The sequence below is a fragment of the Pedobacter frigiditerrae genome, from assembly GCF_004331645.1.
Taxonomy (GTDB): Bacteria; Bacteroidota; Bacteroidia; order Sphingobacteriales; family Sphingobacteriaceae; genus Pedobacter; species Pedobacter frigiditerrae.
The window spans coordinates 1,061,610-1,075,255 of sequence record NZ_SJSK01000002.1 but is presented as its reverse complement, the minus strand read 5'-3'; the positions used below and the strand labels follow the sequence as shown (position 1 = coordinate 1,075,255).

The following is a 13,646-nucleotide window of genomic DNA, read 5'->3' as shown; positions in this document are numbered from 1 at the left end:
TATGCATTTTAAACAAATTGCGAATAGAAAAGTTCTTTAGAATTTAAAGAAAAAATAGCTTAGGTTTATATCCCACAAATAATTTGTGGAACATAATCTATGAGCGCACAGAATTTTACAATTAGCTACGAAACTTTCGACGGTATAGAAGACCTTTCAGAAACCGATAAAATACTATGTTTAAAAGCGAAGAATGCATTAGCTTCATCGTTTTCTCCATATTCTAAATTTAAAGTAGGAACAGCAATTTTGTTAGCCGATGAGCAGGTTGTTTTAGGAAGTAATCAGGAAAATGTGGCTTATCCATCAGGACTTTGTGCCGAAAGGGTTGCCTTATTTACTATTGGCTCAAACTATCCAAATGCTGTTATCAAAACAATGGCCATAACTGCACAGACCGATGTTTTTAAAATTGTAAATCCAATTACTTCTTGTGGTGGTTGTTTGCAAGTGATGATTGAAGTAGAAAAAAGACAAAAATTGCCGATTGAAGTTTTATTCTATTGCATAGATGGACAGATTTTAAAAGTAAAAAGCGTTAAAAATTTATTGCCTTTTGCTTTTGTAGAAGATAGGTTGGAGAGGTAGTTTAAATAAAAATTTACCACCTAAGATACCTTAGAAACCGAAGTTGAAATGCTTAGGTTCTCTTTGGTTTCCTTAGGTGGTTCAAAAATAATCTTAAATCTTTCGTTGGAAATCCTTAGCTGTTCTCAGATTTCTTAAAAGGTTTAAAGCACAAATCTTTCTTAATGTTAATTTATCGCGATACGCAATACGCTTTACGCAATTCTATTTCAACGCTTCCCTTACTTTTGGCGCAATCTTAGTACCGAATATTTCAATAGATTTCATCATTGCTGAGTGTGATGGTCCGCCGACATCCATGTGTGCAGAGAAACGGGTTAAACCAAACATAGCTTCCATTGCCAAAATTTTATCAATTGCTTCGTTGGCATCGCCGATGATTAATGCACCATCTTTACTTCTCCCGAAATCGAATTGATTTTTTTGGTAAGGGGGCCAACCACGAGAGCGACCAACTCGATCCATTTGTGAAGAATATAAGGAGTAATAATAATCAGCGGTTTCGGCACTGTTTTCTCCAAAGAAAGAATGCATATGAACACCCACTTCAAACTTAGCCATATCGTGACCATAAGCCTGATAAACTTTTTTATAATAATCAAACAAAGGTTTAAAACTAGCCGGATTACCACCAATAATGGCGAAAATTACTGGTAAACCCAATCTTCCAGCTCTTTCTACAGATTCTGGTGTGCCACCAATGGCTACCCAGATTTTCAAGTTATTGTCTACAGCACGAGGTAGTATTTCTTGATTGGCTAATTCAGGTCTGAATTTACCTTTCCAGCTTATCTTTTGTTCCTTGTTTATTTTTAAAAGTAATTCTAATTTTTCTTCGTAGAGTTCATCATAGTCTTGCAGATTAAAACCGTACAATGGAAATGATTCGATGAAACTGCCACGACCAGCCATTAATTCGGCTCTGCCATTAGAGATTAAGTCTATGGTAGCAAAACTTTGGTATAATTTAACAGGGTCTGAAGAACTAAGAACAGAAACCGCACTACCCAATTTTATGTTTTTGGTAACCGTAGAAGCCGCTGCTAAAATAATTTCTGGAGTAGATACTGCATAATCTGGACGATGATGTTCGCCTATGCCGTAGAAATCTAAACCAACTTCATCCATTAGTTTAATTTCTTCTATAATTTCTTGTAATCTTTGTTGGGCTGGTTGTACTTCGCCTTTTGCATTTACTTGCAAATCTCCAAACATTCCTATACCTAATTCCATAACTTAAATATTTTTAACAAAGTTAAGGTGTGGTCGGTTTATAATATTTGATGTATGATAAGAAATGAAAATGTTTACCGCAAAGGAACAGGGAAGAATCAGGTAGTTTATTTACCATCTAAGACATCTTAGAAAATCTAAGGACAAATAGTATGTTGTATGGCTATGAAATGCTAAGATGAACTTAGATTTCTTAGATGGTTCAAGCTGCATCATAATAAAAAACATTAAGTAATTAAGACTTCATTTTTCTTAATTACTTAATGTTCAAGTTTTTGAAATGAGTTTATCGCAATAATTATTATCCTTTAATAAAAGCTAAAAGGTCTCTGTTTATGGTTGTAGCTTCAGTAGTTGGCATTCCGTGAGGGAAACCCGGGTAAGAAATCAGTTGTCCGTTTTTTAATAATTTTGAAGCCTTTACGCCAGTTAACTCAAAAGGAACAATTTGATCGTCTTCACCATGTAAAACCAATACAGGTATATCTACACTTTTCAAATCGTCAGTGAAATCTGTTTCAGAGAAAGCTTTGATACAATCATAATGTGCTTTTATGCCACCCATCATTCCTTGTCGCCACCAGTTGTCTTTTATACCTTGAGAAATTTTTGCTCCTTCGCGATTGAAACCATAAAAGGCATCTGTAAAATCTGCAAAATATTGAGGTCGTTTTGTAGCAGTACCTTCGCGAATTTCATCGAAAACCGACATTGGTATACCATCAGGATTTTCATCGTTCTGTACCATAATGGGTGTAACTGCACTTACTAAAACCGCTTTAGCTACCCTGCCTTTTCCATGTTTAGCTACATAACGAATTACTTCGCCACCCCCAGTAGAGTGACCAACGTGAATGGCATCTTTTAAATCTAGAAATGCTGTCAATTCTGCAACGTCTGCTGCATAAGTATCCATGTCATTTCCAGTGGCAGTTTGTGTAGACCTGCCGTGACCTCTTCGGTCATGGGCTATTACTCTATAACCTTCATTTAAGAAAAACATCATTTGCGCATCCCAATCATCACCACTTAATGGCCAACCATGGTGAAAAACTATGGGTTGTCCTGTTCCCCAATCTTTGTAATAAATTTCTGTTCCGTCTTTTAATTTTAATGAGCTCATGATTTAAGGTTTTAATTGATGATTGTTTTTTTGCTTGAATAAACAACGATATGATTTCTCTTTGTTTACATAACAAAAATAAGCGGCGAAAGTTAATAAAGATTTGATGTATGATAAGAAATGATTAAATCTTAAGTGAAGAAGAAAATATGTTTTAAGATGGATGTAGTAATAAGAGAGAAAAAGTAAATGCCACAAATTAGAAAAGAATTTGTGTGAGCTGGCATTTACTGTTCTTTTAGCTTTGGTCGTAACAGCTTCGTGTCTGCATCGTATCATGGTCGAGAAGTGGTCGACTTCTGTTCGGGAAAAACATCAATTTTTGGGTAGCGATATGCATTAGCTGGAGGTGCTAAGCAAACCAATAACTAGGCTAATGTCGAACTCTTCACGAATTCTTCACGACTTCTTCACGACTTCTTCACGACTACAAGTCGCGGTAAGGTCGCTGTAATGTCGCCATAACGTCGCTGTAACTATATCATTTTTGATTGAAAGATTTTGGCAGGATTGCCAAGTAAGAGGTGTTGTAATAAAGGTAGGCTTTTTATAGAGAATTCTTATGATTTGCTTGGATGCTTTCTATAAAACACTCATATATCTTTGAACTATTATAATGCCTGTTATAAAAGGAAATAGAATGTCATAATTTAATCGCTACCACAACCCCCGCAACTGCTGCAAGAACTTCCACAGGATGAACTAGATGAGCTCCCACAACTACTTCCGCCATCATTATTGTTTCGATTTGCATAATTAACTAGTGGAACAAAAGTAGTTGTTAAAACAGCAGACCCAAATAAGAAGTAATTCCATTGCCAATCATTTTCAATTTCTCTTGTTGGTAAAATCTCAGTTTTATACAAGTTTGGTATAGTATGGGTACAAATAATTTTCGTTAATCTATTCAGGTAATATATCATAAAAACTGTCAAAGCAATAACAATTATGGCAATTTGTGTGACAGGTTTTTCTCTTAAAATTCCAGTTACCAGTCTTATAGAACCTAACATCAAAAAAATGGAAAGTATGCCAAAGTTCAAATAAAATAGATTGCCAAATTTTTTGGATTTGATAGAGTACTTTTTGAATGCATCCATGGCATTAACAATGTTCCAAAAAATTGGTTTTCTAAGTAAATGCGTTAAAAGTGTTGGGTAAGCAGTTTTTCCAATCTCGCTTAAAGTGGTAGTTACTTGAAGTTGCTCTGGCGATTTGGCTTCTCCTCTAATAACAAGCTTAACTGTGTTGTCTGTGTTTACTTTTATCGTTTCATTATCAATTAATTCATTTACTGCCCCATTGATAACGTTAGAAAGTTGTTGAGTTTGAAGATAAACCAATTCAAAAGGTTGAAGGGAATAAATGAATGAATTTTTATCAAAAGACCTTGTAATAATTTTAAGTTTGTCTTTATTGTATATTTCAAGAATTATGACAATTGTTACTACCAAGCCAATGAAATATAGAAGAAAATCAGGATTGTTAATTGTAATATAAATTGGTTTTAGTAGAAGGTAGAAGGGCGTTGTTAAAAGGATAAAAGACAAAATACCAATTATAATAAATGTTCTTATTTTAAGTTTGGCTTTGTCTAAATTCAAGCTCTCATACATCCCTTCCAACTCCCAAATGTCACTTGGTTGAGTTCCAAAAGTGTTTTCGTAAAACTTGATAGTTCTTTCTTTTGCTTGTTTAAATTTTGAGAAATCTTTTTTGTTATGGGTAGAGGGGATATGTTGAATTTGTTTACCACTTAAGTTGCAAAATTCTTGATAAGATTGAGTGAAAATTAAATGTTGATGCCAAACGATGTCAATAGTTTCTGAGGGTGAAACCATAAATTCAGAAGTAGAGGCTAAATACATGAACTTCTTATATTCTAAAATGGCTTTTGCTGTAAAGTCTTTTGTCCAATAGTTTTCCTTGGCAAGCCTAGTAGAAAAACCATATTCACTTGGGGGATTATCAAAGTCAAACTGTATAATTTTGTCCCAAAGTTCTGTATTCATCATCTAGTTATGGTATCTTGATAGTTTGCTTCTTTAATCTTTCTACGAATTACATTTGTCCAGACATGGCAGCTATGTAATAATTAGCAGCATAGGTTGTTAGTAAAATCAATAATATGTCTTTTTGTTTATTGTCGTAAGAAATGTCGTAGTTATAGCTGAATTTTGACCAATTGAAATCAGGGTTTAATAACATTAATTTTTGATGATTTTCGTCTTCAAGAACGTATTTGTCTTGGAAAGTACCAGTTGTTTTTAATATGAAATTTTTTCCATCTGGAAATGAAATGATGATGTGTCCTTTCCAATTCATTTGCAAATTGGCAACCTCTATCTCATCTTTCGTTACAGAAATTGTGGAGCTAAAAATTCCTTTCGGAGTGATTTTATAATTATCCTTACCTATTACAGCATTAGCGCTGTAAGAAAACAAGCCATCGTAGGTGATATGGCCTAATTTTTCGGAACCATCAATAAGCTCAAATGTCTTTTTATCGGTGCACTGTATTTTCATAGGTTTAGAATTTAAATCCCTTTATCAAATGTATTTATTACGGATTACAAATCCTATGATAAGAATTCCAGATTACAAATCTGGAATAGCGAGTATCACGAGATTAAAAACAAATTTATTTTAAAGTCTTAATCTTTAAAACTGAGGGCCACCATATTAAAATGAATTCTGTTAGCATAATCGGATAAACCCAACAAATCCATTCATATACTGTAAATTGCACTTCTTCATTTTTTATAAAATTGAACAAGCCTGTATATTCATTAATAAGAGGGAGTAGCCTGATAAATACAAAGGCTAGTCCACAAACATAAGAACGTATCATGAATTGCTTATGAAGTTTAAAATTTTTCTTCACTGCAAACCAAAATGCTATGATTGTAGTAAAAAGCCAAATGATAGCAAGTAGGCCAAGAGAAGGTACTGAACCAGGTAAAGGATAATTTGACAGCAAATAAAAAACCATCAAAGCTGAGACAATGGAACCTCCAATATAGAATTTTCCAGCTAATCGGTGCCAACGCTTGAAATGGTTTCTAAAATATGACCAAAATTGAAGGGGACCTAAAACCAGCGTACAAGTGGCTCCAGAAAAATGTACAATAAGCCACCATTTTTCACTTTCTTGTCTAGGGCTGAGCGTTCCTTTAAAGTATGGCAATACACTATCGAAATAAAAATAAAACGAAACTATCAAGACAGCAATCCAAAACACAATTAGTAGTATTTTTTTATAAAAGCTATTATCCATCTTTCTGTATCAATTAACGCTACAAATATGTTGCAATTCCTAAATAAACAAATTTAGATATAAATTTATTTTTCATCTTCTATAAAAATACTTCCATCAGGATGATTCCCTTTTTCTGGATCAAATGGTTCTAATCTGTTAAATTTGAATTTAGCAAATAAACTAGATGCAAAATATCCTAGAGTTGTAATTAGGAGTGTTAAAAGAATAGAATCACAGGTCTTCGAAATAATATCTATTTTATAATCAACTTCTCCTATTTGAAAAATATAGCCAAAACATATGTAGGCTAATCCAACTCTAAATAGAAATGTTTCTTTAAGTATTTCCTTTAATTTTGGATTTATTACTCCCCTTTTTTGTACCAACACAATACCAGCATACATTTGAATTTGGTTTGTATTTCTTAAAAAGGTCATTATTGCCAATAAAATAGAACCAGATAATTGAAGTATAGATGGAATCATAGTTTCTTTGTACTAATATTAATAGACTGATTTGCAATTATCATATTATTCTGTTTATAAGACTACTTCCTAAACAAATCTGTAATCAACAGCGGATTCGTTTTTTTATGTCTCTCTACCAATTCTTTTGCGGTATATTTTTTGTCTTCGATGTCTTGATACTCTTGAGTGGTGATGCCAAACAATTGCAAGAATTTTAAATGACCGTGTGGCGTGTCTAACTCTTCAAATTCTGAGTCGATAGAGAATACAAAAGCTGTAATGTCTGACGCTGTCTTTGGTCTAAATGGACCACCGGCCGACATGTAATGATACTCATCAAAAGCATTTTGGTACTTCCAAACGTATTTGGCAATGTTCTGTAAAAAGGCAGCAGCCCAAAGTGGTTTTTCTGAGTCACCGGCAACTGGTAAATGCCTGAAAGTAATTTCAAAACCAAAACCATTTATCTGATCATCTGCACATTCGGCATCGTAGAATAAATTGGTATAACCCAATGTAACATAATGTAAGTGAGTAGTTTGTTCTTCGCTTTTGAAATATTCAACTGCCCAAAGTGGGTCTTTTCCGCCCATTTCATAAGGTATGGCTGTAGCAATGTGTGTAGCTTCCTGATTGCCATAAATTTCTAGCTCACGTTCGTTAATGGCATCTAAACCTGGTGCATCAATTTCCTTATATTTTTTTAGGTATTTAGTTCTTTTAACAGACATGTTCTCTTAGTTTTCCTACAAAGCAAGCAATTTACTGGAAAACTTTGCAACCTCAAATAGTTGCACCATCTTTTGTTAAATAAACCCAATGGAAATGAGCACGTAGGGATAACCCTTGCGGTTACCCTGAAGTAAAGCGCACAGCCCCAAAGGGGTGCCTTTGGCACGGGATTAACATTGCTAAGGATTGCTGTTTTTGCTTTCCTAATCGGTTAATTTTTTACCATCTAAGACATCTTAGAAAATCTAAGACTGGAAGTTATACTTAGCTGCTCTTAGATTTCTTAGATGGTTTTTCTTATGTGTATTACTTTACCACCTAAGAGACCTAAGAAAACCTAAGTTTTTAAGATTGCTATTTTCCTATGTGGTTAAATATCTCACCATCTAAGGCATTAAGGGGACTTAGATTGGATTATGCTTAGCTGCTCTTAGATTTCTTAGATGGTTATTTAATTTCGCAATACGCTCTACTCAATTCGCTGTTCACAAGCTGTTAAAAACTTCTCTCGAAAATTATAATTGCAAGCGTTATATTTACGCATCCCAAATACTTTTATAGCGAATGAGTGAAGAATTAGACCAAAATTTAAACGAAGATGCCTTGCCGGATAATCCGGAGATTAAACATTCAGTTATACCCATTAACGGACTTTATGAAAACTGGTTTCTCGATTATGCTTCTTATGTAATTCTGGATAGGGCAGTGCCGCACATTCATGATGGTTTAAAACCTGTGCAACGCCGTATCATGCACTCGCTAAAAGAAATGGATGATGGGCGTTTTAACAAAGCGGCCAACGTAATTGGGAATACGATGAAATACCATCCGCATGGCGATGCCTCTATTGGCGATGCAATGGTTCAAATTGGTCAGAAAGATTTACTAATTGATTGCCAAGGTAACTGGGGCGACCCGATTACTGGGGATAGCGCTGCGGCACCTCGTTACATTGAAGCTCGTTTATCTAAGTTTGCTAATGATGTTGTTTTTAACGCAGATACGACCATTTGGCAATTAAGTTACGATGGTAGAAATAGCGAACCCGTAACCTTGCCGGTTAAGTTTCCATTGCTATTGGCGCAAGGAGCTGAGGGAATTGCAGTAGGTTTGGCGACTAAAGTAATGCCTCATAATTTCGTGGAGCTTTTAGATGCTTCGATAGAAATTTTAAGAGGCAATAGAAGTAATATTTTGCCAGATTTCTTTACGGGAGGGATGGCCGATTTTTCTAACTACAACGAGGGAATGCGTGGTGGTAGAATTAGGGTGAGGGCAAAAATTACAGAAAAGGATAAAAAGACTTTGGTAATTACCGAAGTTCCATATAGTACAACAACTGGTTCGGTAATCGACAGTATTTTAGCGGCGAACGATAAGGGTAAAATCAAGATCAAAAAGATTGAAGATAATACTGCAGCTAATGTGGAGATTGTTATTCAATTGGCACCTGGTATTTCTCCGGATGTGACAATTGATGCCTTATATGCCTTTACTTCTTGTGAGGTTTCAATTTCGCCCAATACTTGTATCATTAAGGATGATAAGCCGCATTTTTTAACGGTTAATGATATTCTTGAGCAAAATACAAAGCACACTAAGTTTCTTTTAAAGCGAGAATTGGAAATCCGTTTGCATGAGCTACAAGAGAAGATTTTCTTTAGTTCGTTATTAAAGATTTTTATTCAGGAAGGGATGTACAAAAATCCTGAATACGAAAATTCTGCTGATTTTGAAGGTGTGGTAACGGTGTTGAATTTATTGTTCGATCCATTTAAACCGTCTTTATACAGAGCCATTTTGCCAGAAGATTTCAAGAAGCTAATTGACAAGCCGATGAGTAGCATCACCCGTTTTGATGTGAAAAAGGCTGATGAGCAGATGAAGGCTTTGGAAGATGAGATTAAGGTGGTTAAAGGTCATTTACGTCACTTAACTGATTATGCCATTGCTTGGTATCAGAAACTGAAAGATAAATATGGCAAGGGTAGGGAACGTAAAACGGAAATTCGCTTTTTTGATAAAGTTGAGGCGAGTAAAGTGGCCTTGGCTAATGTTAAATTATATGTAAACCGTGAAGATGGTTTTATTGGCACTGGTTTACGTAAGGACGAATTTGTTGCTGATTGTTCTGATATCGATGAAATTATCGTTTTCCGTGAAGATGGGAAATGTATAGTAACCAAGGTTGCAGATAAAACTTTTGTAGGCAAGGGAATTATCCATGCACAGGTATTTAAAAAAGGAGATGAGCGTACTGTTTACAACTTGATTTATAGAGATGGTGCAAGCGGAACGAATTACATTAAACGTTTCGCTGTTTTAGGCGTTACGCGAGATAAGGAATACGATTTAACCAAAGGCACTAAAGGTTCTAAGATTTTATATTTTACTGCTAATCCGAATGGAGAGGCAGAGATTATCACCATTCAGTTAAAACCTCATTCTAAGTTAAAGAAATTACAATTTGATTTAGATTTTGCAGAAACTGCGATAAAAGGTCGTGCTTCTCAGGGTAATATTGTTTCGAAATATCCGGTTAAAAAAGTGCTATTAAAGAGCAAAGGTGTTTCTACCTTATCAGGATTAAAGATTTGGTATGACGAATTACTGAAACGCTTAAATGTTGATGGCAGGGGGAAATACCTTGGTGAATTTGATGGTGATGATAAAATTTTACAAGTAAATGCTGCGGGTTGGTATGAGTTAACTGGATTTGAGTTGAGCAATCACTTTGACCCAGGAATTGTATTGATGCAAAAATATGATCCTGAAAAAGTTTATGGATTAGTACATTTTGATACCAAGGCCAAAAACTACTTCGTAAAACGATTTGTATTTGAAATGCAGCCTGCCGGGAAAGAGGTAAGTATTATTAGCGAGGAACCGGGTTCTAAACTGGTTTTTATTACTGGTAAGCCAGATGCGCAAGTTCAGATTGATGTAGAAAAAGGTAAATCAAAAACACCAGAAACTTTGGTTGTAGACTTAGCCGGATTAATTGATGTTAAAGGACTAAAGGCAAATGGTAACAGGCTTTCGCAACACGATGTAAAACAAGTTACTTTAGTTGATGCCACACCAGAAATAGGAATGGAGCTGGTAGAACCGATTATTGTTGATGATGTTGAGCCAATTGCGGTAGATAGCGATGATGCTATTGAAGACTCGGCTCCTTCAGCAGATGCTGATGAAACTTCGGTAGAAATGGTAAATGAAATTACTGTTGATGAAGTTGTTCCAGAAATGGTAGAAGAAGCTGAGTTGCCAGAAATAAAGGTTGAAGTCGAGAAACCTACTGAAGAGGCGCCAAAGAGAAAGCCTGTTTTTAAAGCTGAGCCAATAGCAGCTCCAGTTGCTAAGGAAGAAATAAAAATCGAGACTAAAGCTGAACCAAAAGTTGAGAAACCAGCTGAAGAAGCAAAACCGGTTAAAAAAGTAGATTTTGAAATCACCAATCCTGATGATATTAAAATTGACGATAAGGGACAGTTAGGTTTTTTTTAAAGTTGATATGAAAAAAAAAATAATCATAGTATTAATATCATTCATTAGCTCAATCTCTTTTGGGCAAGATAAAAAAGTTGACGAAGTATTGAATAAATGGAAAGATTGTTTCAATAAACAAGACTATAAATCAGCTTATGATTTATATACTTTAGGTTATAGACAAAAGGTCTCTGAAGAATCCGTTACTAAACAAATGAAAGAAGTTTACAATATGATGGGAAAATTAAAATCCGTAAAGTTTGTTTCTTATAAAGACTACGTATATAAATATATATTCTACTCAAAAGCGAATCATATTGAAGGCGATGTCTCTATTGTAGTAAGTAAAGATTATCAGTTAGGATATTTAAGTTTTGATAGGATTGGTGGCACTGGAGATGCACCCCCTATGGCAAATTAATTATAAAAGGGCTTTGAATTTTTGAAGCCCTTTTTCCTTTGGCTGGTGTTATCACCAACCATTATTTATTTTTTTGAGTGGGTCGGTGATAACACCGACCACAAGAACAAACCTTTTAGCCACATAGAAAACATAGCTATGTACCTATGTGGTAATATTGTTCATTCAAAAAGCCCCCCATACCTCCTTGGTTGGTGGCTCACCAACCACATAATAAGATTTTATTTTCACTTAAGACCCATTTAACACAGGCTATGTGCCAATGTGGTTAAAAACACACTTTGTTTTAATCTTTTTAAATCTATATTTGCATCACTCAAAGGGGTGCTGGCTTTTTGCAAACTCAAATTGTAAAAGCTAGCTGAGATTATACCCATTTTGGAGTGAAGAAGTTATAGGTAGAAAGTTAAAGGTTTGGATTGTCAACTTTATACCTTACAGTTTCAACTCCAAATGTACCTGATCTGGATAATGCCAGCGTAGGAAGGAGGTTGTTTTACATTGCTGTTTCGCCCCTGCGACAGTTTTTAATATTTTATTTTTTTAACTGTCTTTGCAGACAAAAAGCATTGTAAATGATGAATTTTCAGGAATGGTTTGCACTATTGTACGACCAGATTTTAGCTACCTCTTTTTTAGAGTGGTTTGCCGTGTGTTTTGGTGTAATGGAAGTGTTATTAGCTAAGCGTAATAATATTTTACTTTATCCGGCCGGTATTATAGGTATCTTATTATCTCTTTATTTGAAAATAGATGCACGCTTGTATGCCGAAAGTTTATTGAGCATGTACTACTTAGTAATGAGTTTTTATGGGTGGATAATCTGGACTAAACGTAAAGCCAAAAATGAAATTTTATCTGTAAGCTGGATGAATAAACAAGAGCTTAAAATAGCTCTATCCATTGCCATAGGAGGTTATTTTGTACTATATTATGTACTTGTGAACTTTACCAATTCTGATGTGCCTATTTTGGATGCTTTTGTATCATCAACGGCTTGGGCTGGGATGTGGTTACTGGCTCGTCGGAAAATAGAAAATTGGATTTTTTTCAACGTATCAAATATAGTGGCTATTCCATTGTTATGGCATAAAGATTTGGAACTCTTTTCTTTATTAACCTTATTCCTATTCATTGTTGCCATTTTCGGTTTCTTCGATTGGAGAAAAATTTACAGACAACAACAAGTTTTACAACCTATCTAATTATGGAAATCAATAAAGAAAAAGCTTGGCAAGAAATCGTAGTCGAATTAGCATCTGCCTCAGAGCAGCTTGGAAAATTGCATCCAGATATATTAGAGATAACCTATCAGCAAGAATGGTTCAAGCTATACGTGCCAAAAGTTTATGGTGGACCAGCTAGAATACTTCCCGAAATTTTAAGACTACTAGAAGAGTTGGCTTATTTAGATGGCAGTTTAGGATGGACGGTTACACTTTGTAGTGGCGCTGGTTGGTTTGCAGGTTTTTTGGATCCAGCATTAGCCAAGGAAGTTTTTGCTAATAGGGAGGTTTGTTTTGCAGGTAGTGGGGCAGTAGGAGGAACAGCTGTTAAAGCAGAGCAAGGGTATGTTGTAAATGGTCATTGGAACTATGCTAGTGGCGCACTACACGCTACTATATTTACAGCAAACTGTAATTTGCAAAATGAAGATGGTTCTCCTATTTTATCAGATGAGGGAGAACAAGTAATTAAATCTTTTATTTTATTTAAGGATGAAATAACCATTTTACCAGGTTGGTCTTATTTTGGTTTAATTGCTACAGGCAGCCACGCATTTGAAGCTAAGAATTTGCAAGTGCCATTAAACAGAACTTTTCAAATAAATAAGGATATAAAAGTTGATATCCCTGGGTTCGATTATCCATTTTTGCAATTGGCAGAAACCACTTTAGCTGTAAATAGTGCTGGCATGGCTAAGCATTTTCTGCAGCTAACAGAAGCGTTTTTTTATGGAAGAACAGGAATAAAACGTTATAAGGAAAGTCAATTACTTTATTTTGATATAGAATTTAAGCGTTGTAAAATGGAATTTGAGCAAGCTCGAAATGAGTTTTATGAAGCATTCGATTTCTCATGGGTAAGTTTGATGAACAAAAAATCTATTGGTGAAAGTCTGCTTAAAAACGTAAGCTTGGCAAGTAGAAAGTTAGCCCATACAAGCAGAAAGATTACCGACACACTTTATCCTTATTGCGGATTAGAGGCAGCAAAAAAAGAATCAGAAATTAATAGAGTTTGGCGAGATATACATACGGCAAGCCAACATTCTCTCTTAACATTTGAGGATTAGCTTAAAACAAAAAAGGCTTCGAGAATTCTCGAAGCCCT

General features: G+C 35.0%; 12 protein-coding genes. 5 read left to right on the top strand and 7 right to left on the bottom strand.

Annotated elements, in window-relative coordinates; translation table 11 throughout:
• The first annotated feature begins 99 nt into the window (after positions 1 to 99).
• A complete protein-coding gene (locus EZ428_RS11405; RefSeq protein ID WP_131553267.1) occupies positions 100 to 588 on the top strand; it encodes a cytidine deaminase in 489 nt (162 codons plus the stop codon).
• A 204-nt stretch (positions 589 to 792) separates the two neighbouring features.
• Here the strand turns inward: EZ428_RS11405 and EZ428_RS11400 are convergent, their stop codons facing one another.
• From EZ428_RS11400 to EZ428_RS11370, 7 genes are all read right to left on the bottom strand, one after another.
• Positions 793 to 1,821 (bottom strand): Atu2307/SP_0267 family LLM class monooxygenase, encoded by a 1,029-nt coding sequence (locus EZ428_RS11400; RefSeq protein WP_131553266.1) that lies wholly within the window; start codon positions 1,819 to 1,821, stop codon positions 793 to 795.
• A 301-nt stretch (positions 1,822 to 2,122) separates the two neighbouring features.
• A complete protein-coding gene (locus EZ428_RS11395) occupies positions 2,123 to 2,944 on the bottom strand; it encodes an alpha/beta fold hydrolase (RefSeq protein ID WP_131553265.1) in 822 nt (273 codons plus the stop codon).
• A 650-nt stretch (positions 2,945 to 3,594) separates the two neighbouring features.
• The gene (locus tag EZ428_RS11390) at positions 3,595 to 4,959 is read right to left on the bottom strand and encodes a glycine-rich domain-containing protein (RefSeq protein ID WP_131553264.1); all 1,365 of its coding nucleotides are present in this window, start codon (positions 4,957 to 4,959) and stop codon (positions 3,595 to 3,597) included.
• Positions 4,960 to 5,005: 46 nt separating this feature from the next.
• Positions 5,006 to 5,470, bottom strand: coding sequence for a hypothetical protein (locus EZ428_RS11385; protein ID WP_131553263.1), 465 nt, complete (start codon positions 5,468 to 5,470; stop codon positions 5,006 to 5,008).
• 115 nt (positions 5,471 to 5,585) lie between these two features.
• Positions 5,586 to 6,221, bottom strand: coding sequence for a DUF2306 domain-containing protein (locus tag EZ428_RS11380; RefSeq protein ID WP_131553262.1), 636 nt, complete (start codon positions 6,219 to 6,221; stop codon positions 5,586 to 5,588).
• Between the two features lie 65 nt (positions 6,222 to 6,286).
• The gene (locus tag EZ428_RS11375; protein ID WP_131553261.1) at positions 6,287 to 6,688 is read right to left on the bottom strand and encodes a hypothetical protein; all 402 of its coding nucleotides are present in this window, start codon (positions 6,686 to 6,688) and stop codon (positions 6,287 to 6,289) included.
• A gap of 62 nt (positions 6,689 to 6,750) precedes the next feature.
• The gene (locus EZ428_RS11370; RefSeq protein ID WP_131553260.1) at positions 6,751 to 7,401 is read right to left on the bottom strand and encodes a suppressor of fused domain protein; all 651 of its coding nucleotides are present in this window, start codon (positions 7,399 to 7,401) and stop codon (positions 6,751 to 6,753) included.
• A 565-nt stretch (positions 7,402 to 7,966) separates the two neighbouring features.
• Between EZ428_RS11370 and EZ428_RS11365 the strand changes: the two genes are divergently transcribed.
• From EZ428_RS11365 to EZ428_RS11350, 4 genes are all read left to right on the top strand, one after another.
• On the top strand, positions 7,967 to 10,909 hold the full coding sequence (locus EZ428_RS11365) for a DNA gyrase/topoisomerase IV subunit A (protein ID WP_131553259.1): 2,943 nt from the start codon (positions 7,967 to 7,969) through the stop codon (positions 10,907 to 10,909).
• Positions 10,910 to 10,916: 7 nt separating this feature from the next.
• Positions 10,917 to 11,312, top strand: coding sequence for a hypothetical protein (locus EZ428_RS11360; protein WP_131553258.1), 396 nt, complete (start codon positions 10,917 to 10,919; stop codon positions 11,310 to 11,312).
• Positions 11,313 to 11,887: 575 nt separating this feature from the next.
• Positions 11,888 to 12,517 (top strand): nicotinamide riboside transporter PnuC, encoded by a 630-nt coding sequence (gene pnuC / locus EZ428_RS11355; protein ID WP_225871040.1) that lies wholly within the window; start codon positions 11,888 to 11,890, stop codon positions 12,515 to 12,517.
• Positions 12,518 to 12,519: 2 nt separating this feature from the next.
• Positions 12,520 to 13,608, top strand: a complete 1,089-nt coding sequence (locus EZ428_RS11350; protein ID WP_131553257.1) for an acyl-CoA dehydrogenase family protein — start codon at positions 12,520 to 12,522, stop codon at positions 13,606 to 13,608.
• Positions 13,609 to 13,646 lie beyond the last annotated feature (38 nt).

Excerpts from the sequence above, each read along its gene's own strand:
- pnuC (WP_225871040.1), top strand. The coding sequence starts at position 11,888 with ATGATGAATTTTCAGGAATGGTTTGCACTATTGTACGACCAGATTTTA.
- EZ428_RS11360 (WP_131553258.1), top strand. The coding sequence starts at position 10,917 with ATGAAAAAAAAAATAATCATAGTATTAATATCATTCATTAGCTCAATC.
- EZ428_RS11350 (WP_131553257.1), top strand. The coding sequence starts at position 12,520 with ATGGAAATCAATAAAGAAAAAGCTTGGCAAGAAATCGTAGTCGAATTA.
- EZ428_RS11395 (WP_131553265.1), bottom strand. The coding sequence starts at position 2,944 with ATGAGCTCATTAAAATTAAAAGACGGAACAGAAATTTATTACAAAGAT.
- EZ428_RS11400 (WP_131553266.1), bottom strand. The coding sequence starts at position 1,821 with ATGGAATTAGGTATAGGAATGTTTGGAGATTTGCAAGTAAATGCAAAA.
- EZ428_RS11385 (WP_131553263.1), bottom strand. The coding sequence starts at position 5,470 with ATGAAAATACAGTGCACCGATAAAAAGACATTTGAGCTTATTGATGGT.
- EZ428_RS11365 (WP_131553259.1), top strand. The coding sequence starts at position 7,967 with ATGAGTGAAGAATTAGACCAAAATTTAAACGAAGATGCCTTGCCGGAT.
- EZ428_RS11370 (WP_131553260.1), bottom strand. The coding sequence starts at position 7,401 with ATGTCTGTTAAAAGAACTAAATACCTAAAAAAATATAAGGAAATTGAT.
- EZ428_RS11380 (WP_131553262.1), bottom strand. The coding sequence starts at position 6,221 with ATGGATAATAGCTTTTATAAAAAAATACTACTAATTGTGTTTTGGATT.
- EZ428_RS11375 (WP_131553261.1), bottom strand. The coding sequence starts at position 6,688 with ATGATTCCATCTATACTTCAATTATCTGGTTCTATTTTATTGGCAATA.
- EZ428_RS11390 (WP_131553264.1), bottom strand. The coding sequence starts at position 4,959 with ATGATGAATACAGAACTTTGGGACAAAATTATACAGTTTGACTTTGAT.
- EZ428_RS11405 (WP_131553267.1), top strand. The coding sequence starts at position 100 with ATGAGCGCACAGAATTTTACAATTAGCTACGAAACTTTCGACGGTATA.